General features: G+C 71.5%; 21 protein-coding genes and 3 pseudogenes. 15 read left to right on the top strand and 9 right to left on the bottom strand.

The genetic code is table 11. From position 1 onward, the window contains the following. Positions 1–80: 80 nt before the first annotated feature. From HEK131_RS18165 to HEK131_RS18155, 3 genes are all read left to right on the top strand, one after another. Positions 81–623: a L,D-transpeptidase gene (locus tag HEK131_RS18165; RefSeq protein WP_244336166.1), complete on the top strand. Its 543-nt coding sequence runs from the start codon at positions 81–83 to the stop codon at positions 621–623. Between the two features lie 168 nt (positions 624–791). Then, positions 792–1,520, top strand: a complete 729-nt coding sequence (locus HEK131_RS18160; protein WP_244336165.1) for a TetR/AcrR family transcriptional regulator — start codon at positions 792–794, stop codon at positions 1,518–1,520. A 148-nt stretch (positions 1,521–1,668) separates the two neighbouring features. Next, positions 1,669–2,091, top strand: coding sequence for a DUF2690 domain-containing protein (locus tag HEK131_RS18155; protein WP_051887693.1), 423 nt, complete (start codon positions 1,669–1,671; stop codon positions 2,089–2,091). 31 nt (positions 2,092–2,122) lie between these two features. Here HEK131_RS18155 and HEK131_RS18150 read toward each other — a convergent pair whose 3' ends face one another. Beyond that, positions 2,123–2,785: a DUF4232 domain-containing protein gene (locus HEK131_RS18150; protein WP_244336164.1), complete on the bottom strand. Its 663-nt coding sequence runs from the start codon at positions 2,783–2,785 to the stop codon at positions 2,123–2,125. A gap of 345 nt (positions 2,786–3,130) precedes the next feature. On the opposite strand from HEK131_RS18150, the gene panD reads away from it, so the two are divergent. Together panD and HEK131_RS18140 are read left to right on the top strand one after the other, a co-directional pair. Beyond that, positions 3,131–3,550 carry an aspartate 1-decarboxylase gene (panD, locus tag HEK131_RS18145; protein ID WP_031181317.1) on the top strand — a complete coding sequence of 140 codons (420 nt, stop codon included), beginning with the start codon at positions 3,131–3,133 and terminating at the stop codon, positions 3,548–3,550. Positions 3,551–3,581: 31 nt separating this feature from the next. Continuing rightward, complete coding sequence (locus tag HEK131_RS18140; RefSeq protein ID WP_244336163.1) at positions 3,582–3,917, top strand: GNAT family N-acetyltransferase; 336 nt, start codon at positions 3,582–3,584, stop codon at positions 3,915–3,917. A 566-nt stretch (positions 3,918–4,483) separates the two neighbouring features. Here the strand turns inward: HEK131_RS18140 and HEK131_RS18135 are convergent. Both HEK131_RS18135 and HEK131_RS18130 read right to left on the bottom strand, forming a co-directional pair. Further along, a pseudogene (locus tag HEK131_RS18135) lies at positions 4,484–4,737 on the bottom strand (NADP-dependent phosphogluconate dehydrogenase); the annotation flags it as partial. Between the two features lie 344 nt (positions 4,738–5,081). Further along, positions 5,082–5,741 carry an NADPH-dependent F420 reductase gene (locus tag HEK131_RS18130; protein WP_244336162.1) on the bottom strand — a complete coding sequence of 220 codons (660 nt, stop codon included), beginning with the start codon at positions 5,739–5,741 and terminating at the stop codon, positions 5,082–5,084. A 350-nt stretch (positions 5,742–6,091) separates the two neighbouring features. Between HEK131_RS18130 and HEK131_RS18125 the strand changes: the two genes are divergently transcribed. From HEK131_RS18125 to HEK131_RS18110, 4 genes and pseudogenes are all read left to right on the top strand, one after another. Continuing rightward, entirely contained in the window at positions 6,092–7,459 is a 1,368-nt protein-coding gene (locus HEK131_RS18125; RefSeq protein WP_244336161.1) for a ricin-type beta-trefoil lectin domain protein, read from the top strand. Positions 7,460–7,481: 22 nt separating this feature from the next. Continuing rightward, the gene (locus HEK131_RS18120) at positions 7,482–9,668 is read left to right on the top strand and encodes an RICIN domain-containing protein (RefSeq protein WP_432215650.1); all 2,187 of its coding nucleotides are present in this window, start codon (positions 7,482–7,484) and stop codon (positions 9,666–9,668) included. A 25-nt stretch (positions 9,669–9,693) separates the two neighbouring features. Continuing rightward, a complete protein-coding gene (locus HEK131_RS18115) occupies positions 9,694–10,983 on the top strand; it encodes a ThuA domain-containing protein (protein WP_244336160.1) in 1,290 nt (429 codons plus the stop codon). A gap of 228 nt (positions 10,984–11,211) precedes the next feature. Then, a pseudogene (locus tag HEK131_RS18110) lies at positions 11,212–11,337 on the top strand (transcriptional regulator); the annotation flags it as partial. A 12-nt stretch (positions 11,338–11,349) separates the two neighbouring features. Here the strand turns inward: HEK131_RS18110 and HEK131_RS18105 are convergent. Next, positions 11,350–12,243: a DUF1963 domain-containing protein gene (locus HEK131_RS18105; protein ID WP_244336157.1), complete on the bottom strand. Its 894-nt coding sequence runs from the start codon at positions 12,241–12,243 to the stop codon at positions 11,350–11,352. Positions 12,244–12,554: 311 nt separating this feature from the next. On the opposite strand from HEK131_RS18105, the gene HEK131_RS18100 reads away from it, so the two are divergent. Next, on the top strand, positions 12,555–13,223 hold the full coding sequence (locus HEK131_RS18100; RefSeq protein ID WP_244336156.1) for a GOLPH3/VPS74 family protein: 669 nt from the start codon (positions 12,555–12,557) through the stop codon (positions 13,221–13,223). Positions 13,224–13,292: 69 nt separating this feature from the next. Here HEK131_RS18100 and HEK131_RS18095 read toward each other — a convergent pair. From HEK131_RS18095 to gndA, 4 genes and pseudogenes are all read right to left on the bottom strand, one after another. Continuing rightward, positions 13,293–13,582 (bottom strand): annotated as a pseudogene (locus HEK131_RS18095) (phosphotransferase); the annotation flags it as partial. 74 nt (positions 13,583–13,656) lie between these two features. Beyond that, the gene (locus HEK131_RS18090; protein ID WP_244336155.1) at positions 13,657–13,869 is read right to left on the bottom strand and encodes an EF-hand domain-containing protein; all 213 of its coding nucleotides are present in this window, start codon (positions 13,867–13,869) and stop codon (positions 13,657–13,659) included. 153 nt (positions 13,870–14,022) lie between these two features. Further along, positions 14,023–14,469 carry a peptidase inhibitor family I36 protein gene (locus HEK131_RS18085; protein ID WP_244336153.1) on the bottom strand — a complete coding sequence of 149 codons (447 nt, stop codon included), beginning with the start codon at positions 14,467–14,469 and terminating at the stop codon, positions 14,023–14,025. A gap of 407 nt (positions 14,470–14,876) precedes the next feature. Then, positions 14,877–16,316 (bottom strand): NADP-dependent phosphogluconate dehydrogenase, encoded by a 1,440-nt coding sequence (gene gndA, locus HEK131_RS18080; protein WP_244336152.1) that lies wholly within the window; start codon positions 16,314–16,316, stop codon positions 14,877–14,879. Positions 16,317–16,602: 286 nt separating this feature from the next. Between gndA and HEK131_RS18075 the strand changes: the two genes are divergently transcribed. Beyond that, on the top strand, positions 16,603–17,817 hold the full coding sequence (locus tag HEK131_RS18075; protein ID WP_244336151.1) for a transglycosylase family protein: 1,215 nt from the start codon (positions 16,603–16,605) through the stop codon (positions 17,815–17,817). A gap of 3 nt (positions 17,818–17,820) precedes the next feature. Here the strand turns inward: HEK131_RS18075 and HEK131_RS18070 are convergent, their stop codons facing one another. Then, positions 17,821–18,969 carry a DMT family transporter gene (locus tag HEK131_RS18070; RefSeq protein ID WP_244336150.1) on the bottom strand — a complete coding sequence of 383 codons (1,149 nt, stop codon included), beginning with the start codon at positions 18,967–18,969 and terminating at the stop codon, positions 17,821–17,823. A 221-nt stretch (positions 18,970–19,190) separates the two neighbouring features. On the opposite strand from HEK131_RS18070, the gene HEK131_RS18065 reads away from it, so the two are divergent. The 4 genes from HEK131_RS18065 (at position 19,191) to HEK131_RS18050 (ending at position 24,838) form a co-directional block, all read left to right on the top strand. Next, complete coding sequence (locus HEK131_RS18065; RefSeq protein ID WP_244336149.1) at positions 19,191–19,931, top strand: (2Fe-2S)-binding protein; 741 nt, start codon at positions 19,191–19,193, stop codon at positions 19,929–19,931. 40 nt (positions 19,932–19,971) lie between these two features. Continuing rightward, entirely contained in the window at positions 19,972–21,123 is a 1,152-nt protein-coding gene (gene glgA / locus HEK131_RS18060) for a glycogen synthase (protein ID WP_244336148.1), read from the top strand. Positions 21,124–21,175: 52 nt separating this feature from the next. Further along, on the top strand, positions 21,176–22,396 hold the full coding sequence (gene glgC / locus HEK131_RS18055; protein WP_244336147.1) for a glucose-1-phosphate adenylyltransferase: 1,221 nt from the start codon (positions 21,176–21,178) through the stop codon (positions 22,394–22,396). 123 nt (positions 22,397–22,519) lie between these two features. Further along, entirely contained in the window at positions 22,520–24,838 is a 2,319-nt protein-coding gene (locus HEK131_RS18050) for a GH92 family glycosyl hydrolase (protein WP_244336146.1), read from the top strand. The last annotated feature ends 73 nt before the right edge of the window (positions 24,839–24,911 follow it).

Genomic DNA, 24,911 nt, shown 5'->3' with positions numbered 1-24,911 from the left:
GAGGCGCCCGGCGAACCCTGGAGGCGGAAACCATGCGTGGACTTCGTAATGCGGCAGCACTGGCGGCGGCAGCCGTTGTCGTGACAGGAGCACTGACGTCGTCGCCGGCGTCCGCCGGTGCGGCGCCGGAGAAGCCCGGAGCGCGTCCGGCGGTCTCCGCAGCCGCCACGACGCTCGTGTTCGACAAGAACCGGAGCGCCCCGCTGAAGTCGAAGCTGTCCGTCTACAAGGGCGGCAAGCTGCTGTACACCTACCGGGCGGGGTCCGGCGTCGGCAGCACCGACGACTGCGCGAGCGGCAGGGGCTGGATGCCGAACGGCACCTGGCGTATCCAGCTCAAGTCCAGGAAGTACAACGGCAAGAAGATCAAGGGCTACGCGGTCTGGTTGCAGGACATGCCCTGTTCCAAGGGGACGACGAAGCGCAAGGAGATGTTCATCCACTCCGAGATGAAGCGCGACGGCAACCAGGCCGGCCGGCGTGGCCTGGAGTCACAGCGGTGGGACGGAGACCGCGACTACGCCTCCAACGGGTGCGTGAAGCTGAGCCCTCCCGCGATCAGGAACCTGTTCAGGCAACTCGACCGCCTCGGGTGGCCCACCCACCTGCGCGTGGTCTCCTGACCTTCGTCCGACGTACCGAGGGCGGACCTATGTGCGACAGGGCGGAGTACGTCGACCGACAGCGCGCAGCCGGTAGGGTCGACCGGTCGATCCAGGACGCGGCGAAGGCATCGGGTCCCGGAGCAACCCGTCCCAGGAACCCCGTCCCAGGAACAAGGGAGACCACCGGTGGCAGCAGGAGGGCGACGCGCCCGTCTGCGGGCCGAACTGCGCGCTGAGGTGCTCGCGGCAACTCGCCTCATCGTCGTGGACCACGGAGTGGAGACCCTGACGCTCACAGAGGTCGCGCGGAAGGTCGGTGTCACCCCGGCCGCGCTGTACCACCACTTCGATCGTGGGCTGCCGGACATCGTGTCCCAGGCCGCCGATGACATCGTCGACGATCTGGTGGGCGAACTGACGGACGCTGCCGGTCGTTTCGCCGCGGACAACTTCGCGATGCGCATGATCGCGCCCAGCCGGGTCCTGCGGTCGTGGGCCATCGGCCGACGGCGCGAGTTCTGCTTCCTCTTCGGTACGCCCGCCGCAGCCGCCGGTGACGAGTACGCGGCCGTGGCCACCCGGTGGGTCCTGCGGCTGGCCGGCGTGTGGGGTCCCGTCTTCGTGGAACTCTGGGCGGCCCGCGGCTATCCGGTCACGTCCTCACACGAGCTGGATCCGCGCCTGCTGCGGCAGATGCACGAGTACGCGACGGCATCGGGTCTCGCCCTCCCCCCGGAAGCCGTGCTCGTGATGCTCAACTGCTGGCGCGCCCTGTACGGCCAGGTCACCCTCGAAGCCTTCGGGCACTTCTCGCCGCTTCTCGGCGACCAAGAGCCCATGTTCGAGATGCTCATGCGGGACATCGTGAGCGGCCTCGGCCTGGCGGAGCAGTACGAGGCACCTGCGCGCGGCTGAGCCGGCGGTCATCCCTGCCCCGCTCTCTGCTCCCGAGCAACCCGTGAGGGCACCACCCTCACTCTCTCAACTCGACCTTTTGTGGCGATCCGTCCATCGATCGCCACCTGAGGAATCTCGCAGACCATCCATGTGAAACGAGGTCTCCATGAAGTCCATCCGAACCTGGACCGTGGCCGCCGTAGCTGTGCTGAGCCTCTTCGGCAGCGGGACGGTTTCGTCGGAAGCCGTCACCGCCGCCGGCTGCCGTGGCTCCGCCTGCGACGGCAAGAACCCCCACACGACCGGGTGCGACAAGGGCGCCACCGAGCTCCGCCCCGCGATCCGTGGAGAGGGGGGACCCGGGCTGCACCTGCGGGTGTCCTCCCGGTGCAGTGCCGCCTGGGTGCTCTTCGACAAGGGGGACGACGCGTGGGAGGGATGGATCCAGATCCGCAAGGGGGGTTCGTACCCCGTCCACGCGTCGCCCTCTCGGCCTGCGTACTCCCTGATGGTCGGTACCAGCCACGCGTACCGGGCATGCAAGAAGAACATCACCGACGACGGCCGCGTCTGCGGCGCCTGGCATTGAGCCCGGCGCGGCGCCTCTGACTGATGAGGCGTCAGAAGTCGTACGGCTTGTTGGTGTTCCAGTTCAGGACGTCGGCCTCGTTCCAGGTGAACTGCGGCTTCGTACCCTTGGTGTCGACGGAGTAGAACGGACCGGTGCGGCCGTCCGTGCCGCGCAGCGCGATGGCGAACGACCGCGCCGTGTGGTGCTTCGAGCCGTAGTCGAAGAGGTTCACCGCGCTGTACGCCTTGCCCCCGGGCGCGAGCGTGATGTGCTTGTCGCCGCCCGGGTTGTCCTTCTTCGAGTGCGGCAGCGCGGCCGCGTCGACGTCCCCGCCGAGCTTGACGGCCGGGTACGAGGTGACCCAGCAGGGCGTGCTGCCCTCGTTCGAGGCGGTGACCAGTAGGTGGTCGCCCTGCTGGCCGGCGAACCGGTGCACCGCGGTGACCAGCATCTCGTCTCCGCGGCACTGCCGAGCGGCGGCCGTTGCGCCCTTGTTCGAGACGGTCGTCGTGCGCGCCCCGTCCTTGAGGCCGCCAGTGCTGTCGGCACCAGACGCGGACCGGCTCGCCGAGGTGCTGGCCGCGTGGTCGTCGCCTGCCGCCTTCGAGCCGTCGTCGGCGCCACCGCAGGCGGTCAGGCCCAGCGCCAGTGCGGCGGTGGCGGCGGCCAGGACGGAGATACGGGTGGTACGCCGGGCATTTCGCGTGGTCATGATGAAAACTCCCCCAGGGTCTGTCAGGACGCGGCACGTCTTCCTGCTCCCGCAGGCCGACCGACCGCATCGGCTGTTTCGCTGCACCCCGTGAGATGAGGCCGGGGCGGGCATCGTTCACTGGGGTATGTCCGCATTCGGTAACGAGGCAAGTGGGCAGCGGGCACGCTGGTGCTCGTTCGCGGCCGTCTGGGACGGGTCGCCCTCGGAGCCTGCAAATGGGCAGAATCAGTCCGGGAAATCTGGGGACGGCTGCCGCCCTTGAATGCGACTCGTTGTAAAGTGTGGAAATAGCACTTGACCTGCAATAACGCAGGCAGGGAGCCTACATTTCGGAGTGTTTCGATGCTGCGCACCATGTTCAAATCCAAGATCCACCGTGCCACCGTCACCCAGGCCGACCTGCACTACGTGGGATCGGTGACCATCGACGCCGACCTGCTCGACGGCGCTGATCTGCTGCCCGGCGAGCTCGTGCACATCGTGGACATCACCAACGGCGCCCGCCTGGAGACGTACGTCATCGAGGGGGAGCGCGGGTCCGGGGTGATCGGGATCAACGGGGCCGCCGCGCACCTCGTGCAGCCCGGTGACCTGGTGATCATCATCAGCTACGCTCAGGTCTCCGACGCCGAGGCGCGGGCGCTGAAGCCCCGGGTCGTGCATGTCGACGGGGACAACCGGATCGTGTCCCTCGGCGCCGACCCGTCCGAGCCCGTACCCGGCTCCGACCAGCAGCGCAGTCCGCAGGCCGTGTCGGCCTGACCTTGGACGACGACCAGGAGCGTGCGTGCCCATGAGTGGTGTCGAGATCCGTGACGACCGGGCGGCGGGTCGCCTGGAGGCCGTCGTCGACGGTGAAGTCGCCGGGCACATCGAGTACTTCGTGCTGGAAGCGCCCGCGCGCGCCCTGGTCCCCGTCCACACCATCGTGGAGCCCGCCCACGAGGGCAAGGGCATCGCGGGTGCACTCGCCCGCGAGCTGTACGCGCTCGCCGGACGGGAAGGCGTGCCCGTCGCTCCGCTGTGCCCGTACGTCGTCGCCTGGGCCGAGCGGCATCCTGACGAGGCGCCCGCCGCCGACCCCGCGCTGGTCGCCGCCGCCAAGGAGAGCCTGCGGGCCGGGCGCTGATCGCGGGGGAGTGGGGCGGTGAGCGGAGGGTAGTCGGGAGGTGGTCACCATGAAGTCCGGCGACCGCACGGAGGCAGTCATGACCCAGCCGAACCCCGACCCAGTCCCCCCGGCGCCCGGCCCTGGTCCCGGCCCGACTCCGCCGGACCCGTACCCGACCCCGGTGCCGCTGCCCGACCCCGGCCCGGAGCCGACGCCCCCGGCCCCCGGTCCGCCTCCGCCGCAGCCGGGCCCGGTACCTCCCGGCCCCGCCCCGTCGCCCATCCCGCCGGGCCCCGAACCCGCGCCCAGCCCGGAGCCGGGTCCCCCGCTCACCCGCTGAAGGTGACGGCGAGCACCGAACCGGCCCCACCGCGGTGCCCTTATGAACGCGTGCGGCGCGGCTCCGAGTCCGGAGTCGCGCCGCAGCCGGTCGCTGACGGACCAATGCTCCCTGCGGCGAGTGCGCCCGCCGAGTGAGACGAGACCCGTGCAAACTCCGGGCACCGGACCGTGCCCGACAGCCCCCGCCGACGAAAACCCGAGCTCCCACGGCACGGAAGCTTCACCGGCCAAGGCTCGAGCCACTCGTCGGAGAGCAGGCTCGGGAGGTCGGGGCGGGCGTCGTAGGCGGTGCGGATGCGGTCGAGGAAGGCCGCGCGGATGATGCAGCCCCCGCGCCAGATCGCGGCGACCTCACCGAGGTCGATGTCCCAGTCGTACTCCGCGCTGCCGGCCGCGATCTCGTGGACCCCTGGGCGTACGACACGATCTTGGAGGCGTACAGCGCCTGCTCGACCTTGTCCGCGAAGGCGGCGGCCTCCTCCTTGCTCATCGGCGTCGTGGGCTGTGGTTGAGCCGCTGTTGCCGAAGGTGGAGCGTCGGGCCCATCATCCTGGCCGGAAGCGGCATCCGGACCGGTTGGTGTTCTAGGGCATCCGGTTCGTCCTGCACACCGGGGGAACAGCGCCCTCTGCTCTGCTTCCAGGACTGTGGACGATCGCCGCCCGGGCCGCGATCCTGCGGCCACGTCCAACTCGAGCGAGGTGCGCCGCCGCCCGTCGGCGCACCTGTCCTCCAGCACAGCTTCGTCGAGCCAGCATCGGTCAGATCGCGGGCGACCTCGCCAAATGGCCGGCCACCCGCGCTACCTGGAACACGGCCAAGGTGCCTGGAGGCACCCCCTCAGGCCCGGAAGTCCGCCGGGCGTTCCGGGGACGCCTCGGCCAGGGCCTTGCGGACCGCCTCCGTGCCCGCCCGCAGGCCGTAGACCGGGGTGCCCGGCTGCTGGCGCCAGGAGTCGGTGATGCCGCCGGCGTCGACCGTGTCGAAGCCCAGTTCCTCGATCAGGGCCCGGACGGTTTGCTTGGCCGCCTCGTCGTCGCCGGCGACCGGAAGGGCGAGGCGGTCCGGGTCGCCCGCCGGGCGCGGGCGGTCCAGGATGTCCTGGGCGTAGGTGCCGTTGAACGCCTTGATCACCGGGTGGCCGAGGTGCTGCTCGGTCCAGCGGCTCTCGGTGAGGCCCTCGTCCTCGATGGTCGCGATCCGGCCGTCCCGCTGCGGGTAGTAGTTGCCGGTGTCGATCACCGCGGCGCCCTCGGCAGCGCCGTTCAGCAGGCCGTCGGGCAGCAGCGGGACCGCCTTCAGCGGGACGGTGACGACCACGACCTGGGCGCCCTCGGCCGCGTCCTCGGCCCGGACCGGGGTCGCGCCGGTCTCCTCGGCCAGTTCGCGGAGCGTCTCCGGGCCGCGGGAGTTGGCGACGGCGACGTCGTGCCCGAGGGCGGTGAGTCGCCGGGTGAGGTTGCCGCCGATGTTCCCCGCGCCGATGATGCCGATTTTCATGGTTGATCCTCCGGATTTCCATGCACGTGCATGCGACTGTCATCGGGGTCAACCTCACGGAGCCGGGCCCTATTCCGGCCGCTGCGCCGAGCGGGTGACGGCGCACGGGCAGGGCCCGGACCGGGAGCCTGCCGGATGCCGATCCGGTGGGTCAACGCCTCCCCGTTCACGAACCTGTCCACGCCATACGCCTGCTGCCCTTTTCGGCGTCAACTCTTGACGGCCCAGGTCTGGACCTTTAGGTTCCCGTTCGCCACAGCTTCATGAATGCACACACAGTTCAGGTACTTGAACGGCGCTCCCCCCCACCGACGGCCTCCCCTGAAAGGCTGTGAACCCCCATGTCCCCCATGCCCAGATCCGCCCTGCGCGGTGTGCTCGCTGCCGCGCTGCTCACGGCGTCGGCAGGCGCGCTCACCGTGACTCCGGCCGCCGCGGCCACCGGCACCATCACCGGGCTCGGCGGCAAGTGCCTCGACGTGGCGGGAGCCAGCTCCGCCAACGGCACGGCCGTCCAGCTCTACGACTGCAACGGCACCGCCGCCCAGCAGTGGACGGTCGAAACCGACGGCACGGTCCGCGCGCTCGGCAAGTGCCTGGACGTGACCGGCAGTTCGACCGTCAACGGCACCAGACTCCAGCTGTGGGACTGCACCGGCGCCGCCAACCAGAAATGGACCGTCTCCGCCGCCCGCGACCTCGTCGGCCAGCAGTCCGGCAAGTGCGCCGACGTCACCGGCAACACCTCGGCGAACGGCACGCCCGTCCAGATCTGGAGCTGCACCGGCACCGCCAACCAGAAATGGACCGCGCCCACCGGCGGCGGGACGCCGCCCGCCGCAGCGCCGATGGCCGTCGCCCCGTACCTCTACAACGGCTGGGGCAGCCCGCCCAACCCGACCACCGTCATGAACGCCACCGGCGTCAAGTGGTTCACCCTCGCCTTCGTCCTCAGCAACGGCACCTGCAACCCGCAGTGGGACGGCGGCCGTCCGCTGACCGGTGGCGTCGACCAGCAGACGATCAACACCGTGCGGGGCGCGGGCGGCGACGTCATCCCCTCGTTCGGCGGCTACAGCGGCAACAAGCTGGAGAGTTCCTGCACCAGCGCCGCGGCACTGGCCGGCGCGTACCAGAAGGTCATCGACGCATACCGGCTCAAGGCCATCGACATCGACATCGAGGCCGACGCGTACAGCAACGCCACCGTGCAGCAGCGCACCGTGGACGCGCTCAAGACGGTCAAGGCCAACAACCCGGGCATCAAGGTGTACGTCACCATCGGCACGGGGCAGTCCGGGCCCGACACCAGCCTGATCAACCGAGCCGCCAACTCCGGGCTCCAGGTCGACGGCTGGACCATCATGCCGTTCGACTTCGGCGGCGCGGGACAGAACATGGGGACGCTGACCACCAGGGCGGCCGAGGGGCTGAAGAACGCCCTCAAGAGCGCCTACGGCTACAGCGACGACCAGGCGTACCGGGGCATGGGCATCTCGTCCATGAACGGGATCACCGACGACAACGAGACCGTCACCCCCGCCGACTTCCAGACCATCCTCGGCTACGCGCAACAGCACCACCTCGCGCGCCTCACCTTCTGGTCGGCCAACCGCGACCGGCCCTGCTCCGGCGGTTACCCGAACGACGACACGTGCTCGGGTGTGAGCCAGAGTGCCTGGCAGTTCACCGGCATCTTCGCCAAGTACACCGGCTGACGACCCGCCCCAGGAGACTTCCGTGTTGAGAACTCTCACCGTGGCCGTACTCGTGGCCACGACCGCTGCCGGACTCCAGTCCGCCGCGCCGACTTCCGCGAGCGCGCGGCCCGCGGCGGCCGCGGCGATTCCGACCGGCCCCACCAGCGTGGTCAACAAGGGCAGCGGCAAGTGCGTCGACGCCCGCGCGGCCGCGAGCGGCAACGGCACCGCCGTCCAGCAGTACGCCTGCAACGCCAGCACGGCCCAGACCTGGCAGCTCGCCGCCACCAGCGACGGCTACTACCGCGTCGGCAGCGGCCTCGACGCCACCAAGGTCTGGGACGTCACCGACGTGTCCACCGCCGACTCGGCCCCCGTCCAGCTGTGGACGTACTCCGACGGCGCCAACCAGCAGTGGCTGCCCGTCGCCGAGGCAGACGGCGCGTACCACTTCGTCAACCGCAACAGCGGCAAGTGCCTGGACGTCCCCGGCGCCTCCGCCGCCGACAGCGTGCAACTCGCCCAGTACTCCTGCAACGGCACGGCCGCGCAGTCCTTCACGCTGGGCGGTGGCACGACGAATCCGCCGGGCACCCCGGACTTCGGCCCGAACGTGACGGTGTTCGACCCCTCGATGCCGGCCGCCACCGTCCAGGCCAAGCTGAACTCGGTCTTCGCCCAGCAGCAGACCAACCAGTTCGGCGCGGCCCGCCAGGCCCTGCTGTTCAAGCCCGGCACCTACAGCGCCGACGCCAACGTCGGCTTCTACACCCAGGTCGCCGGCCTCGGCCTCTCCCCGGACGACGTGACCATCAACGGCGCCGTGCACGCGGAGGCCGACTGGTTCCAGGGCAACGCCACGCAGAACTTCTGGCGCGCCGCCGAGAACCTGTCGGTCAACCCGACCGGCGGCACCGACCGCTGGGCCGTCTCGCAGGCCGCCCCGTACCGGCGCATGCACGTACGCGGCAACCTCGCGCTCGACGACGGCGGCTGGTCCAGCGGCGGCTTCATCTCCGACACCAAGGTCGACGGACAGATCCGTTCCGGCTCCCAGCAGCAGTTCCTCACCCGAAACTCCCAGATGGGCAGTTGGGCGGGTTCCAACTGGAACATGGTCTTCGTCGGCGACCAAGGCGCGCCCGCCCAGTCCTTCCCGACGTACACCAATGTCGCGAGCAGCCCCACGATCCGCGAGAAGCCCTTCCTGTACGTGGACGCGGCCGGCGCCTACAAGGTGTTCGTGCCCGCGCTGCGCGCGAACGCGGTCGGCACGACCTGGAGCGGCAGGACGCCCGCGGGCACGTCGCTCCCGCTCGACCAGTTCTTCATCGTCAAGCCCGGCGCCACCGCGGCCGACCTGAACGCGGCCCTCGCGGCCGGCAAGAACCTGCTGGTCACCCCCGGCGTCTACCACCTCGACCAGACGCTGAACATCACGCGCCCCGACACGGTCGTCCTCGGCATGGGTCTGGCCACCTTCGTCCCGGACGGCGGGATCACCGCGATCAGCACCGCCGACGTGGACGGCATACAGCTGGCCGGCCTGCTGATCGACGCGGGCACCACCACCTCCCGCACGCTCGTCCGGATCGGCCCGGACGGCGCGACCAACCGGCATGCCGCCGACCCCGTCCAGCTGTCCGACTTCTTCGTCCGCATCGGCGGCGCCACCGTCGGGAAGGCGACCACCTCGCTCGTCGTCAACAGCCCGGACACGATCATCGACCACACCTGGATCTGGCGGGCCGACCACGGCAACGGTGGCACGGTCGGCTGGACCACCAACACCGCCGACACCGGTCTCGTCGTCAACGGCGCCGGGGTCACCGCGTACGGCCTGTTCGTCGAGCACTTCCAGAAGACCCAGGTGCTCTGGAACGGCAACGGCGGCCGGACGTACTTCTTCCAGAACGAGATGCCCTACGACCCGCCGAACCAGGCGGCCTGGACGAACGGCTCGGCCAAGGGCTATCCCGCCTACAAGGTCGCCGACTCCGTCACCGCTCATGAGGCGTGGGGGTTGGGCAGCTACTGCTACTTCAGTACCAACCCCGGCGTCGTCGCGGACCGGGCCTTCGAGGTGCCGAACACCTCCGGGGTCAGGTTCCACGACATGGTGACCGTCTCGCTGGGCGGCACCGGGACCATCAGCCACGTCATCAACAACACCGGAGGGCCGTCCAACTCCGCGACCAACGTCGCCTACTTGACCAACTACCCGTAGACCGCAGGGAAGGACCGATCAGCGGATGCACACCATCAGCTCCCGATCCGGCAGCACCGGCCTGCGGGTTCTTCTCCTGCTCGCGGCCCTGCTCGGACTCGCCGTGCCCCCTGCCGCGCACGCGCACACCGCGGCGGCGCCCTTCAAGGTGCTCGGTCTCTACAGCGGCACCTGGGACGCGGCACACATCGACTTCGAGAAGGAGGCGAACGACTGGCTGCCCAAGCAGGCCGCCGCGAACGGCTTCACCTACACCGCCAGCAACGACTGGAACCTGCTCGCCAACGGGGGAGTGCGTGCCTACAAGGTCGTCCTCTTCCTCGACGACCTGCCGCAGACCGCCGCTCAGCGCACCGGGTTCGAGCAGTACATGCGCGACGGCGGGGCGTGGATGGGCTTCCACGTCTCCGCCTTCACCACGGACGCGGCCGGCTGGTCCTGGTACCACAACACCTTCCTGGGCAGCGGTGACTTCAAGTCCAACACCTGGGGGCCGACCTCCGCCGTCCTCAAGGTCGAGGACCGCACGCACCCCTCCACCGTGAACCTGCCCGCCACCTTCACCTCGTCGGTCAGCGAGTGGTACAGCTGGTCCGACGATCTGCGGCAGAACCCGGACATCAAGGTCCTCGCCTCGGTCGACCCCAGTAGCTTCCCGCTGGGCACCGACCCCGATCAGTCCTGGTACAGCGGTTATTACCCCATCCTGTGGACCAACACGAAGTACAAGATGCTCTACGCGAACTTCGGCCACAACGCGATGAACTACGACACGAACACCCGTCTGTCGTCGACATTCGCCAGCGCGACGCAGAACCGGTTCCTGCTGGACGGGCTGAAGTGGCTCGGCGGGGCGGGCGGTACCACTCCGCCGGACGACAGTCTCTCCGAAACATCCTGGTACTCGCTGCGCAACGTCGGCAACGGCACCTGCGTCGACGCCCGCGCGGCTGCCACGGCCAACGGGACCGCGATCCAGCAGTACGCCTGCAACGGCACCCAGGCGCAGCAGTTCCGGCTCGCCGGGACCGGGGACGGATACCGGCGCATCGGGGTGCGCCCCGCTCCGGACCAGGTCATCGACGTGACAGGCGTCTCCACCGCCGACAACGCGCCGCTCCAGCTCTGGGCGTACGGGGGCGGGACGAACCAGCAGTGGCTCCCGGTGCGGGAGACCGCCGGGCGGTACCACTTCACCGCCCGGCACAGCGGCAAGTGCCTCACGGCGGCGTCCGCCGCCACCAACAGCGCGCAGCTCACCCAGCGCGCCTGCGACGGCTCCCCGGCCCAGAGCTTCGCGGCAGCCGCCGGCTGACCCGAGGATGTCGCCCCCCAATCCGAGAGGACGCATCCGTGCCGTTCGACCGCACTTCGGCGCCTTCCCCGCCGACCCACCCGCGGACCCCGACGACCCGACCATCGTGGCGGCCCACGACTGGACGGCGTTCAGGCAGATCAAGGAGGTCACCGATCACTGGGAGCAGCCCGGCCGGGAGCCCGGCACCCGCGCCTACCACTGGCTGCTGACCATGCCCACCACCGCGTGCTGCGCGCGGCCCGCCGCATCCTCACCGAGCTGCTCGCCGGGCAGAACGAACTCCTGGCGGAACTCGGGCAGTCGGACGACTCGGAGGCCCCGCCCGCGCTGTCCTCACGGACGGGCCGCTGACCTGGCGCGCGGTCAGGAGCAGTCCGAGCGGTGGGCGAAGGGCCGGCCGGGGCAGTTCGTGCATTCGAACAGGTAGATGCCGCCCATGTCACCGAGCATGAGTCCCGGGGCCCGTTGGATCGCGGTGCGCTGTTCGTAGGGCAGGTCCCAGACGGTTCCCGTGGCGGGGGTGTCCTCGACGGGCAGCCAGGTGCGCCAGCTCTCGCCGTCGAACTCGGCGCTGTTGACCGTCAGGAGATGCTCCATGCGCCCCCGGCAGTCGGGGCAGGACGGCCAGTCGGGCTCCTGCGTCCACGTCGGGTAGCCGCCGGCCTTGATGCCCTCCGACACGGAGAGGTGGGACCAGTAGGACCAGCCGGTCTCCTCCTCCAGCTCCTCGAACCTGGGGTCGAGCGCGTCGGAGATCTCGTCCGGGAGATCCCAGTCCGGGTAGTCGGTGACGCGCTCGGGGTGCAGGACGCACGGAGCCGGAAGGTATTCGTCGTGCGCGCCGGCCGGGCGGGGAGGACCGGCCTCCCGCAGGTCGCTCAGGGAACTGTCCCGCCAGTACCGCTCGGGGCGCGGGACGTAGCCGTCCTCGTGGTCGAAGGGGCACCAGAGCACCTGGAGCAGATCGGCGGTGCCGGGGAAGTCCAGCTCGGGCACGTCGGCCGCGAAGAGCTGCAGGACCGGGACGAGCGGGATCGGTGCCTGGTTGGGAGGGGAGTACGCCGTGCGCGGATGGTCGTCCTCGCAGTGGGGCCAGGGCTCCGAGTGCGGCCAGAGCAGGGGCCCGCCGAGCGAGCTCTCCCGCGCGCCCGGCTCGCCGAGGCGCGGGTGCAGGCGAACCGCCGTCTTCCGGAAGGGGGCCACCTCCGGGAACAGCGTCTCGACGTCGAGCGGACGGGGCGGGGTGGTGCGAGCCATCGGGCTTGATCCTCACGGGTGCGGGCCGGGGGACGGCCGAGGCCGCGGTGGGCCGAGAGTAGCCGCCCGGTCCGTCGATCCCACCGGCAGGCCCCGTGCCCGGCCGGGTGCCCCCTTACGGCCGGCCCCGCGCCGACGCCCGGCACACGCCGCGTTCCCGCGTTCCCGCGTCGGCGGGGAACCACCCGGACCCCTCTTCCGTCCGGCCGTACGTATCACCCCTGGTCCGGCGGGTAGCCGGTTCGAGCACGCCACCCGTTCCGTCCGGCCGTCCACCGAGTCGTACGGACCCTCACCCCGGAGAGTCACCCATGCCCGAACCCACGCTGGCGGAGGACTTCCTCCAGTTGGTCCTCGACGACGAGTCCGGCAAGCGGATCGTCGGTCATCTGGAGGCCACCCGCGGTCTCGCCGGTGCTGTCTTCCTCGATCTCCTCGCGGCAGGGCGGGTGGACCGGACCGGGAAGGACGACGCGGGGCGGTCCGGCTGCTTCGTGGTCCGGGACGCCTCGCCCACCGGGAACCCGGTCTGGGACCAGGCCCTCGCCCGGCTGGGCGACAAGTCGTACACCGGGCGGCGCGCGGTGGAGAAGCTGGTGAAAGGCACGGAGGACGCGGTGCGCGAGCGCTTGGTCGAGCGGGGCGTCGTATGCGAGGAGAAGTCCACCGTCCTCGGCGTCTTCCCGCGCAGGCGCTGGCCGGCGACGGACACGGGACACGAGGAACTGGTGACGCGCCGCATCAAGGACGTCCTTGTGGCGGGTGCGGCGGCCCCCGACCGGCGCACCGCCGACCTCGTTGCGCTGCTGCACGCCGTGCGGGCGGCGCACAAGGTGGTCGACGGCGACCGGAGGACGGTGCGGACGCGGGCGAAGGAGATCGCCGACCAGAACCCCGGCGGCGACGCCGTGCGCCAGGCACTGGACGCCGTACGTGCCGCGATGATCGCCGCGGCGGCCGCCGGCTCCGCCGGTTCCTGAGCCGCGCGGACCGGATCCCGCGCGGACACGCCCTGTTCGCCCGGCACGGGACGCGCGCGGGCCGGGCGTTCAGCCGGCGGTCTCCAGCAGGCAGCGCAGTGACTCCCGGCCGGGCGGGCCCCAGGTGGGCTTGCCCGGCCGGGAGGCCCCGCTCCCCCCGCGTTCCCGATGAACAGACCGGCGAGGGCCCGGAGCACTGCGCAGCCACGGGCGCGGCGCGGCGTGGCGGCGTCCGGGACCGTCCCCAGGGCGGCGTGGAAGCGGTCGACGGCGCCGTCGGGGAGCAGGATCCATGCGGCGGCGAGGTCGTACGCGGGGTCGCCCACGCGCAGGTCCCCGAAGTCGATCACTCCGCAGAAGTCAGGTGCGAGGACGCCCCACTCGGTGTCGGGGCGGCACAGGGAGCAGAGGGCTGTGTGAGGCGGGCCGTCGGTCAGGCGAAGTGTGACTTGAACTCGGTGAGGCTGATCCGCCGGTCGCCGTTGGTGTCGGCTCCCCGGACGAAGTCGACGAGCTTGACTCCGCCGACGGCGCCTCCGTGATCTTGCCCGTAGTCCCTCAACTCGCTCAGCTTGATCTCGCCGTTTCCGTCCGCGTCGATCTCGGCGAACAGGGCCTCGGCCTCGGCCTCGGTCATCTTGTCCATTGCATTCTCCAGGTTCGTTTCCAAGGCGCCCGTTGCCTAGGACGGGCGGCTGACTGTGCGTTACAGGACTCACGGTGATGCCGGCGCTCTCCATCGCCTTGTCTGGTCGGCGGTGAAGGGCGTCAGCCGGTGCGGCTGACCCTCAGATGCGGGCTACAGGCCGTCCCTGCCGACCCAGACGGAGCTGATGGAGTCGTTCATCCACAGGTGCACCGCGTGGGGGACTCCGGGGCTGCGGCCGGAGACGCGGTCCAGGTCCGCGAGCTGGTCACGGCGAAAGACCGTGAAACGGTCCCCTTTGTGCTCCGCGTCTGCGTACAGCGTCGCGCTGTGGTGGGAGTGGAGGTAGAGGGACGATGCGCGGTCGTTGGCGTCGTAGGCGCTGAGCCGCTCCACGCTGCCGGTGATGATCCAGATCCGGGCGTCCTCGGTGCCGTTGTAGTCACGGTCCTGGTAGAGGCACAGGGAGTGGTCGGGGCAGGCGTCGAGACCGTGGCCGCTGATCTCGCGCACGGGCTCATCGGCGGCGGACGCGGGTGTGGTCAGCGGCGCGGCAGCGGCTAGCACCATGACCAACGACAGAGCAAGCTTCTTGATCATGACCGGTGAACGAGCCGGGGCTTCACGGGACACGCGAGACCGCCAGTTATCCCCCAGACGCTGAACTGCGTGGAGGAGGCCAACCCGCGGTGACCATCGCACTTTCCGCTCGACCGGGTGGAGCGAGAGCCGAATGGCGAGCACGCGGGGCTCGGAGCCGCCACGTCGGCGCGGGTCGCGCTTCCGGTCGCCCCCCGCGCACGCGGGGATGGCCCCAGCCCGTCAGCATCTGGGCAGCGCAACCTCGTGATCGCTGCCCTATGGTGCCCAGCCGTGCGCGGCTTTCCGGCCCCCGGCCACGAGGTCCGTGCGAAGGAGGGTCGGGACGGAGGCTGTCCGTCCCGAGCCTTCGTGCTGTTCGGCGAGTGGACCCCGTGAGGGGCCGTTTGGGGGTGGTCTCGTGGCTGTCAGGCGCTGATCTCGGTGCGGTCGCCGCCCCAGAGGGTGTGGAAGGTGCCGTCGCGGTCGGTGCGGTGGTAGGTGTGGGCGCCGAAGTAGTCGCGCTGGCCCTGGGTGAGGGCGGCGGGGAGGCGGGGGGCGCGCAGGGAGTCGTAGTAGGCGAGGGTGGCGGCGAAGGCGGGGGTGGGGACGCCCTGGGTGACGGCGGTGGCGATGACGTCGCGCCAGTCGTCCTGGGCGGCGGCGATCTCGTCGGCGAAGCCCTCGTCGGCCAGGAGGCTGGGCAGGTCGGGCCGGCCCTCGTAGGCCTGGGTGATGCGGTCGAGGAAGGCGGCGCGGATGATGCAGCCGCCGCGCCAGATCGCGGCGACCTTGCCGAGGTCGATGTCCCAGTCGTACTCCTCGCTGCCCGCCGCGATCTGGTGGAAGCCCTGGGTGTAGGAGACGATCTTCGAGGCGTAGAGCGCCTGCTCGACCTTGTCCGCGAAGGCCGCCGCCTCGTCCTTGCCGAGGGTGCGGGGGGAGGGGCCGGTGAGGTGTCGGGAGGCTTCGCGCAGCTCCGCGTGGCCGGAGACGGAGCGGGCGAAGACGGCTTCAGCGATGGCGGAGACCGGCACACCGAGGTCGAGCGCGATCTGCACGGTCCAGCGCCCGGTGCCCTTCTGCTCGGCCTGGTCGACCACCACGTCCACGAACGGCTTGCCGGTCTCCGCGTCCACGTGGGACAGCACCTCGGCGGTGATCTCGATCAGGTAGGAGTCCAGCCGCCCCCGGTTCCAGGTGCGGAAGATGTCGGCGATCTCGGCGGGCGAGTACCCGGCGACGTCGCGCAGCAACTGGTACGCCTCGCCGATGAGTTGCATGTCGGCGTACTCGATGCCGTTGTGCACCATCTTCACGAAGTGCCCGGCGCCGTCGGGACCCACGTGGGTGACACAGGGGGAGCCGTCGTCCGCCTTCGCGGAGATCTTCTCCAGCATCGGGCCCAGCGAGTCGTACGACTCCACCGAGCCGCCCGGCATGATGCTCGGCCCGTGCAGCGCGCCCTCCTCGCCGCCCGAGATGCCGGTGCCGACGAAGTGGATGCCCTGCTCGCGCAGCTCCCGCTCCCGGCGCCGGGTGTCCGCGAAGTGCGCGTTGCCGCCGTCGATGATCATGTCGCCCGGCTCCAGCAGCGGCGCGAACTCCTCGATCACCGCGTCCGTCGGCTCCCCGGCCTTCACCATGATCACCAGGCGGCGCGGGCGCTCCAGCGCCTCCACGAACTCCTTGGCGGTCTCGGCCGGGACGAACTCGCCCTCGCCTCCGAACTCCTCGACCAGCTCGCGCGTCTTCGACGCCGTGCGGTTGTGGACGGCGACCGTATAGCCGTTGCGCGCGAAGTTGCGGGCGAGATTGCGGCCCATGACCGCCAGGCCCGTGACGCCGATCTGCGCGTGTGTGCTCATACCGCCTGCTCCCTAGCTGCGTCGTTGCTGCGGCCCCGTCGGAGCCGGAACCTCCCGGCCCATCCTGTCGCGCCGCCCCGGCGAGCGCACATCCGGCTCGCCAGGCATCAGTACGGACGGGGGACCGCTCCCGGCTCACTTCACCGGCCCCCGAATACCGCTGACCTCAATCGGAGCCCGTTCCTGGCCACTTGAACCGATGACAGGCCGGATTCCGCTCTTGTCCTGGCCTGTTCCCGGCGCTTACTTTTGCCCCTCCTGACGCATGTCGAGGGGATTTCGGACCATGGCCGTACGCGGCCGGCATCGCCGGTACCAGCCGAGCAGGATCAACCGCGCCTCACTCACCGTCACCGCCGGCGGCGCCGGACTCGCCATCCCGCTGGTCGCGGCGGGTACCGCCGACGCGGCGGACGCCTCCACCTGGAACAAGGTCGCGGCCTGTGAGTCCAGCGGCAACTGGAGCATCAACTCCGGAAACGGCTACTTCGGCGGCCTCCAGTTCACCCGCTCCACCTGGGAGGCGTACGGCGGCACCCGCTACGCGCCCCGCGCCGACCAGGCCACGCGGGAGCAGCAGATCGCCGTCGCCGAGAAGGTCCTCGACGGCCAGGGCCCCGGCGCCTGGCCCGCCTGCGGCCCGCGCGCCGGGCTCGCCCGAGGCGGGAACGCGCCCCACACCGAGAGCACGTCCAGCCATCCGGCCAGGACGGCCCAGAGCCAGGCGAGACCCGCGGCCGCCCAGGACGTACGGCCGCAGACCACCCCGCAGTCCCGCGCCGGACGCGCCGAGATGTACACCGTGGTGCACGGCGACACGCTCTCCGGCATCGCCGGTGAACACCGGGTACGGGAGGGCTGGCGCGGTCTCTACGAGGGCAACCGGTCGGTCATCGGCGCCGATCCCAACCTGATCCTGCCCGGCCAGCGGCTCAGCCTGCGCGGGGCCGCGGCCCAGGCGCCGAGCACCGCCGCGCCGAAGAAGAAGGCGGCGCCGGAGCGCAAGGTCCAGCCGGAGAGGACCGAGAAGAAGGCCGCTCCGAAGCCTCAGCGCAAGGCCGCCACCGAGCACAAGACCTCTTCCCGCCACTCCGGCGGCGCCGTCGTCGCCCCCGTGCACGCCTCCATCGGCACCAGCTACCGCACGGCGGGCCCGCACTGGTCGAAGGGCTACCACACGGGCGTCGACTTCCTCGTGCCCACCGGCACCTCCGTCCACGCCGTCGCCGACGGCCTCGTGGTCTCGGCGGGCTGGGGCGGTTCCTACGGGTACCAGGTCGTCGTCCGGCACCATGACGGCCGCTACTCCCAGTACGCCCACCTCTCCGCGATCTCCGTGCGGTCCGGGCAGAGCGTGAGCGTCGGCCAGCGCATCGGCCGGTCCGGCTCGACCGGCAACGTCACCGGGCCGCACCTGCACTTCGAGGTGCGTACCGGCCCCGGATTCGGCTCCGACCTCGACCCGGTCGCCTACCTCCGGGCGCACGGCGCCCAGCTCTGACCGTCAGGCGCACAGCGGGACGTCGGACAGGGGCCGGGCGTGCGGAGCGGCTGGGGTCTCCCCGCCACCGCCGCCCGGCCCCTTTCCGGTGTCCTCGGCCGCGCCCTCGCGGATGTCGTCCACGGCGGCGAGGACGGCACCCGTCGAGCGGTCCGCGTCCGTCCGCCACCCTGGCTCCGGTCCGGCGTCCGGGACTGCGGCCCCGCGAGCGGCGTCCGTGGACGCGCGCCCGGCGGGCATCGCCGGCCACGCGGCCGGGCCGTCAGGCCCGCGTACGTCGCCCAGCCGGGCATCCGCGCTCTCCGCCTCGCGGCCCGGCTCCGCCGCACCCAGCCGCTCGGTCGTCAGCAGGATCAGCCCGCCGCCCGTCACCACCGCGCAGCCGAGCGCCAGCACGGTGCCCGTGGTGCCGTGCCGGAAGGTCTCCCCGAACATGGCGATGCCGACGACGGCTGCCAGCACCGGGTTGACCACCGTCAGCGTGGCCAGGGGCGCGGCCAGCCCGCCGTCCCGGTAGGCCGCCTGGGACAGGAACACCCCGGCGGCCGAGAGGACGGCGATCACCCCGAGCGAGGGCAGCGCGGCGAGGTCGACGCCCGCGCTCCAGTCGACGGCGACCGTCTTGGTGAACACCGACGACATGCCGAACGCCGTACCCGCGCCGGTGGCCAGCAGCATGCTGCGGACCGCCGGATGCCGGTGCGCCGCCCGCGCCGCCGCCATCAGCGCGACGATCGCCCCGCCGGTCACCACCGCCAGGCCCGTGCGCTCCGCCGGGCCCAGGGAGTGCGACTCGGCCGAGCCGACCAGCGAGAGCAGGCCCGCCAGACCGGCCGTGGCCATGACGGCCCCGCGCCAGGCCGTCGCCCCGGCCCTGCGGCCGACGAACAGCGCGGCCATGGGCAGGGCGAAGACGATGGTCAGCGCGCCCAGCGGCTGGACCAGGCTGAGCGGTCCGAAGGCCAGCGCCACGACATGCAGCACCCCGCCGAGGCCGTTGAGTCCCAGCGCCGCCCACCAGCCCGGCCTGCGCAGCGGCGCGAGGCGTTCACCGGGGCAGGACACCGCGACCCGTTCCTGTACGACGGCACCGCCCGCGTACGCGACGGCGGAGACGAACGACAGCAGCACGGACAACGCGAGGGCGTTCATCTGCGGCCCCCCAGGGCGTGTCCCGGCGACAGGCGGGCCCGGCTCGGGGCACGGTCGGCTTCCATGGCGGACACTCTGCCCGCCCGCGCCCGAATAGTCGTCGTCCCTGAGCACGCGATGGGTCCTACTGCCGATGCAGTACGACGGCGCCCCAATCATCCCCAAGGCGGGTGACTTCACGCGTCGGCATCCGGGGGCCGGGGCTGATACAAGTGCTGCCCGTGGAACTCGATCCCGGCCTCACCGCGTTGCGCCCGCTCGGCGGCTTCTCCGTCCTGCGCACCGGAAACGGTCCCGCCGACCTGACAGCACCTCCCCTCGACCAGTCATACGCGGGCCGGGTGACGGACGTTCAGACCGACGCGCTGGCGGTGCGGATCGCCGTCGTCGCGGACCGGCTGGATGTCCGTGAGCCGCGCGTCTGCGCCTCGCTGGCCCAGCAGGGGCTCGCCGCCCGGCTCTGGTCGGCCGCGCTGGGCTGCGCCGCGCTGTACGGGCGGGTGCCCGACCTCGACCCGCGCCTGCTGCGCTGGGACGCCGCCGCCACCGCCCCCGACGACCTGTGGCTGACCGAGGTCCGCCCGCTGCCCGGCGACGCCGGCACCCTCGCCGGGACCGTGCTGCACGCCCATCTCCAGCCCCTAGGGGAAGCCCTGACCCGCCGGTACGGGGTCGCCCCGGGTCTGCTGTGGGGCAACGCCGCCTCCGCGCTCGCCGGAGCCGCGCGGCAACTGGACGGCTGGGCCCGCGCGAACGGCCGTACCGGCGTCGCGGACCGGGCCACCGCCCTCACCGACGCCCTGTTCGGGCACCCCCTGCTGCGGGACACCGGTGCCCGTTCGGGCACCGCGTTCCGCCGCCGCAGTTGCTGCCTGTACTACCGGGTCCCCGGCGGCGGAGTCTGCGGGGACTGCTGCTTCACCCGCCCGCCGGGCTCTTCCCCGCGCGCCGCTTCTGGGTGACCATGAAGGGAACTGCCGCCGAGACCCAGGGGGTCACCGGGTGCGAGTGGGACTGCTGACGCGTGAGTATCCCCCGGACGTGTACGGCGGTGCGGGCGTCCATGTCGAGTTCCTGGCCCGCGAACTGGCCGAACTCGTGGACCTGGAGGTGCACTGCTGGGGCGAGGGCAGAGGCGTCGGCGTCCTGCGGCACCGCCCGTGGCCCGTGCTCGACGGCTCCAACGACGCCCTGCGCACCTTCTCCGTGGACCTCTCCATGGCCGCCGCCCTCCAGGGCAGCGACCTCGTCCACTCCCACACCTGGTACGCGGGCCTCGCCGGCCATCTCGCCAAGCTGCTGTACGGCATCCCGCACGTGACGACCGCCCACTCGCTGGAGCCGCTGCGCCCCTGGAAGGCCGAGCAACTGGGCGGCGGATACGCCCTGTCGAGCTGGGCCGAGCGCACCGCGATCGAGTCGGCGGACGCCGTGATCGCCGTCTCCGGCGCCATGCGGGACGACATCCTCGCCTGTTACCCGGCGCTCGATCCGGACCGCGTGCACGTCGTGCACAACGGCATCGACACCCGCCTGTACCGCCCGGACCGCGGAACCGACGCCCTGCGCAGGCACGGCATCGACCCGGAGCGGCCGTACGTGCTGTTCGTCGGGCGGATCACCCGACAGAAGGGCGTACCCCAACTGCTGCGTGCGGTGCGGGAGATCGACCCGGACACCCAGGTGGTCCTGTGCGCGGGCGCCCCCGACACCCCGGAGATCGACCGGGAGTTCCGGGACCGCTTCCAGGAGCTCCGCGCGGTGCGGGCGGGCGTGTTCTGGATCCCGCAGATGCTGCCGCGTGCCGAGGTGGTCCAACTCCTCACCCACGCCGCTGTGTTCGTCTGCCCCTCCGTCTACGAGCCGCTCGGCATCGTCAACCTCGAGGCCATGGCCTGCGGCACCCCGGTCGTCGCCTCCCGCGTCGGCGGCATCCCGGAGGTCGTCGACGACGGCCGCACCGGACTGCTCGTGGACCCGGGTGACGGCTTCGAGGGGAACCTCGCCCGCGCCCTGGACACCGTGCTCGCCGATCCGGTGGCCGCCCGGCGGATGGGCGAGGCCGGACGGGCCCGCGCGGTGGGGGAGTTCGGCTGGGACGCGGTGGCCCGGCGCACGGCGGGACTGTACGAGGAGATCCGCAAGCAGGCTTAGTCCGCCCCCTGCCAGGGCATCAGTGGGTTCAACCAAGGGGAGGGGAGGCGCCATGCGCCGAGGAGGTCCTTCGGTTCTCGGGATCGTGCTGGCCGGCGGTGAGGGCAAGCGGCTGATGCCGCTCACCACGGACCGGGCCAAACCCGCGGTCACCTTCGGCGGCACCTACCGGCTGGTCGACTTCGTCCTGTCCAACCTGGTCAACGCCGACGTGCTGCGCATCTGCGTGCTCACCCAGTACAAGTCGCACTCGCTGGACCGGCACGTCACCACCACCTGGCGGATGTCCAGCCTGCTCGGCAACTACGTCACCCCTGTCCCCGCCCAGCAGCGCCTCGGCCCGCGCTGGTACCTCGGCAGCGCCGACGCCATCCTCCAGTCGCTGAACCTGGTCCACGACGAACAGCCCGAGTACGTGGCGGTGTTCGGCGCCGACCACGTCTACCGCATGGACCCCCGCCAGATGCTCCACCAGCACATCGAGGGCGGCGCGGGCGTCACCGTCGCCGGTATCCGGGTGCCGCGCTCGGAGTCCTCGTCGTTCGGTGTGATCACACCGGGCTCGGACGGCCGCACGGTCCAGCGCTTCCTGGAGAAGCCCACCGACCCGCCCGGCCTGCCCGACGACCCGGCCAGCGTCTTCGCCTCCATGGGCAACTACGTCTTCACCACCAAGGTCCTCATCGAGGCCCTCCAGCGGGACGCCGAGGACGAGCAGTCCGCGCACGACATGGGCGGCTCGATCCTGCCCCAGCTCACCGGCCGCGGCGAGGCCCAGCTCTACGACTTCCAGGACAACCACGTCCCCGGCGAGACCACCCGCGACCAGGGCTACTGGCGGGACGTGGGCACGCTCGACGCCTACTACGAGTCCCACATGGACCTGATAGCCGAGCGCCCCGCCTTCAACCTGTACAACCGGCAGTGGCCCATCTACACGCACTCGGGCCAGCTCTCCCCGGCCCGGTTCAGCGCGGGCGGCATCGCCAGCGAGTCCATCATCAGCGCCGGCTGCCTGATCCGCGGCCAGGTCAGCCGCTCGGTGCTCTCGCCCGGTGTACGGGTCGACCCCGGCGCGGTCGTCCAGGGCTCGGTGCTGCACGACAACGTGCGCGTCGGCCGGGGCGCGGTGGTGCGGGGCGCCGTGCTGGACAAGAACGTGGAGGTGCCGCCCGGCGCGACCATCGGCGTCAACCCCGACCGCGACGCCGAGCTGTACACCGTCTCCCAGGGCGGGGTGATCGCCCTGGGCAAGGGCCAGCTCGTCACCTGACCCGCCGCCAGGCACACCCGAGCCCGCGACGCGCCGCCCTCGAACCGTCCCGGATGTCCCGGTTCACGCCGTCCGCCCCGCACGATGCTGGCAACGACGTCGAACCAGCGGAGGTCATCCGACATGAGAGGGACCCGGCGCACCCGGCTGTGCCTGGCCGGGGTGATGGCAGCGTCAGCGCTGGCCGCCACCCCCGCCCGCGCGGCCGAACCGTCCGACGGCCACCTCACCGATCTGGTCAACCCGTTCATCGGGACCCAGAACGAGGGCAACACCTTCCCCGGCGCGGCCGTGCCGTTCGGCATGGTGCAGCTCTCCCCGGACACCGGGCACAGAACGGGCTACGACCACACCCACGACCACATCCGCGGCTTCTCCCTGCTCCATGTCTCCGGCGTCGGCTGCCGCATCGGCGGCGACCTGCCCGTGCTGCCCACCACCGGCGAGGTCACCGCCACCGACAACGCCCGCTACGCCGCCGCCTTCTCCCACGACGACGAGGAGGCGAGCCCCGGCTACTACCGCGTCGGCCTCGGCACCGGCATCCGCGCCGAACTCACCGCCACCGCCCGCACCGGCGTCCAGCGCTACACCTTCCCGGCCACGAAGCAGGCCAACGTCCTGCTCAACGCCGCCCAGTCGCTGCACAAGCCGGGCGGCGCCGAGGTGGAGATCCTCGACGACCGCACCGTACGCACGAAGATCTCCGGCCACGGCTTCTGCCGGGACACCGGCCCGTACACCGTCTACACCGTCACCCGGTTCGACAGGCCCTTCACCGCGTTCGGCGCCTGGGACGCCGGCGCGGTCACGGCCGGGGCGCGGAGCGGGACGGGCGGGGCGTACGTCCGCTTCGACACCACCGAGGACCGCACCGTCGAGGCGACCACCGCCCTGTCCTACGTCGACGCGCGCGGCGCCGCCGCCAACCTGCGCGCCGAGGGCGGCCCGTCCTTCGACACCGTGCGACGGCGGGCCCGCGAGGCGTGGGAACGCAGGCTGGCGACCGTCCGGGTGCGCGGCGGCGACCCGGCGCTGCGCCGCACCTTCTACTCCTCGCTCTACCGCTCGTTCCTCGCGCCCAACATCGGCAGCGACGCCGACGGCCGCTATCTCGGCTGGGACCAGAGGCCGCACCGCGCACGGGGCTTCACCTACTACCAGAACTGGTCCCTGTGGGACACCTACCGCACCCAGGCGCAGCTCCTGGGCCTGCTCGCCCCGCGCGAGGCCCGTGACATGGCGCGCTCCGTGGTGCGGATCGACGAGGACGGCGGCTGGCTGCCCAAGTGGGGGTACGGCGCGGTCGAGACCAACATCATGACCGGCGACCCGGTGACCCCCTTCCTCACCACCGCCTTCCATCTCGGCCTGCTGAAGGGCTTCGAGGACCGGGCCTACGAGGCACTCAGGAAGAACGCCGACGGCGTGCCGCCCACCGCCTTCCCGGGGGTCGGCCGCGAGGCCAACGCCGAGTACCTGGCGCACGGTTTCGCGCCCTACATCAAGGGCCGTCCCTACGCCAAGGTCGGTGACTCCGACTACCACTTCGGCGCCTCCGCCACCCTGGAGTACGCCCTCTCCGACGCCATGCTCGCCCAGATGGCCCGCGCCCTCGGCCACCACGGCGACGCCGCCCGCTTCGCCGCCCGGTCCCGGAACTACCGCAACCTCTTCGACCCCGCCACCGGCTTCTTCCGCGCGCGCGACGCCTCCGGCGCCTTCACCGGCTCCGCCGACCCCGCCCGGGGCACCGGCTTCCACGAGGGCACCGCCTGGCAGTACCAGTGGCTGGTGCCCCAGGACCTGCCCGGCATGATCGGCCTGATCGGCGGCAAGGCCGCGGCCGAACGGCGCCTGGACACCTTCTTCGCCTACGACAGGCTGCTCGCCGACCCCGAACTGACCGCCCGCCAGGTGTGGGTGCACGGCGACCCGTACGACTACTACAACGCCGACAAGTACAACCCGCAGAACGAACCCGACCTGATCGCCCCCTACACCTACCTGTCCACCGGCCAGCCCTGGAAGACCACCGACGTGGTGCACGCCGCGCTGACCCTGTTCACCGACACCCCGACCGGCATGACCGGCAACGACGACCTCGGCACCATGTCCGCCTGGAACGTGCTGACCTCCATCGGCGTCTTCCCGGTCCAGCCCGGCCACGACACCTGGGGCCTGTCCACCCCCGTCTTCGACCGCGTCGACCTCACCCTGGACCGCCGCTACTGGCCCACCGGCGCCCTCACCGTCACCGCACCCGGCACCTCGGCCGCCGACCGCTACATCCAGACCGTCCGCACCGACCGCAGAGCGCACGAGCGCACGTACCTGACGACCCGCGCGCTGCGCTCGCTGCGGACGCTCGCGTTCACGGTCGGCCCGCGCCCGTCCGGGTGGGGCACGGCACCCGACGCGGCACCCCCCGCACTGAAGTGACCTCCGGGTCTGCCGAGTCCCGCCCTTCTCGGAGGGCGGGACTTTATCTGCTGTTAACTGAGCGTAACCTGAT

Source organism: Streptomyces seoulensis (assembly GCF_022846655.1).
Classification (GTDB): Bacteria; Actinomycetota; Actinomycetes; order Streptomycetales; family Streptomycetaceae; genus Streptomyces.
Note: the sequence above shows the minus strand (reverse complement) of the source record. Positions and strands in the feature narration are given on the sequence as shown.

Coding starts and splice junctions, on each gene's coding strand:
- HEK131_RS18155 (WP_051887693.1), top strand. CDS start 1,669: ATGAAGTCCATCCGAACCTGGACCGTGGCCGCCGTAGCTGTGCTGAGC.
- HEK131_RS18150 (WP_244336164.1), bottom strand. CDS start 2,785: ATGACCACGCGAAATGCCCGGCGTACCACCCGTATCTCCGTCCTGGCC.
- panD (WP_031181317.1), top strand. CDS start 3,131: ATGCTGCGCACCATGTTCAAATCCAAGATCCACCGTGCCACCGTCACC.
- HEK131_RS18140 (WP_244336163.1), top strand. CDS start 3,582: ATGAGTGGTGTCGAGATCCGTGACGACCGGGCGGCGGGTCGCCTGGAG.
- HEK131_RS18130 (WP_244336162.1), bottom strand. CDS start 5,741: ATGAAAATCGGCATCATCGGCGCGGGGAACATCGGCGGCAACCTCACC.
- HEK131_RS18125 (WP_244336161.1), top strand. CDS start 6,092: ATGCCCAGATCCGCCCTGCGCGGTGTGCTCGCTGCCGCGCTGCTCACG.
- HEK131_RS18115 (WP_244336160.1), top strand. CDS start 9,694: ATGCACACCATCAGCTCCCGATCCGGCAGCACCGGCCTGCGGGTTCTT.
- HEK131_RS18105 (WP_244336157.1), bottom strand. CDS start 12,243: ATGGCTCGCACCACCCCGCCCCGTCCGCTCGACGTCGAGACGCTGTTC.
- HEK131_RS18100 (WP_244336156.1), top strand. CDS start 12,555: ATGCCCGAACCCACGCTGGCGGAGGACTTCCTCCAGTTGGTCCTCGAC.
- HEK131_RS18090 (WP_244336155.1), bottom strand. CDS start 13,869: ATGGACAAGATGACCGAGGCCGAGGCCGAGGCCCTGTTCGCCGAGATC.
- HEK131_RS18085 (WP_244336153.1), bottom strand. CDS start 14,469: ATGATCAAGAAGCTTGCTCTGTCGTTGGTCATGGTGCTAGCCGCTGCC.
- gndA (WP_244336152.1), bottom strand. CDS start 16,316: ATGAGCACACACGCGCAGATCGGCGTCACGGGCCTGGCGGTCATGGGC.
- HEK131_RS18075 (WP_244336151.1), top strand. CDS start 16,603: ATGGCCGTACGCGGCCGGCATCGCCGGTACCAGCCGAGCAGGATCAAC.
- HEK131_RS18070 (WP_244336150.1), bottom strand. CDS start 18,969: ATGAACGCCCTCGCGTTGTCCGTGCTGCTGTCGTTCGTCTCCGCCGTC.
- glgC (WP_244336147.1), top strand. CDS start 21,176: ATGCGCCGAGGAGGTCCTTCGGTTCTCGGGATCGTGCTGGCCGGCGGT.
- HEK131_RS18050 (WP_244336146.1), top strand. CDS start 22,520: ATGAGAGGGACCCGGCGCACCCGGCTGTGCCTGGCCGGGGTGATGGCA.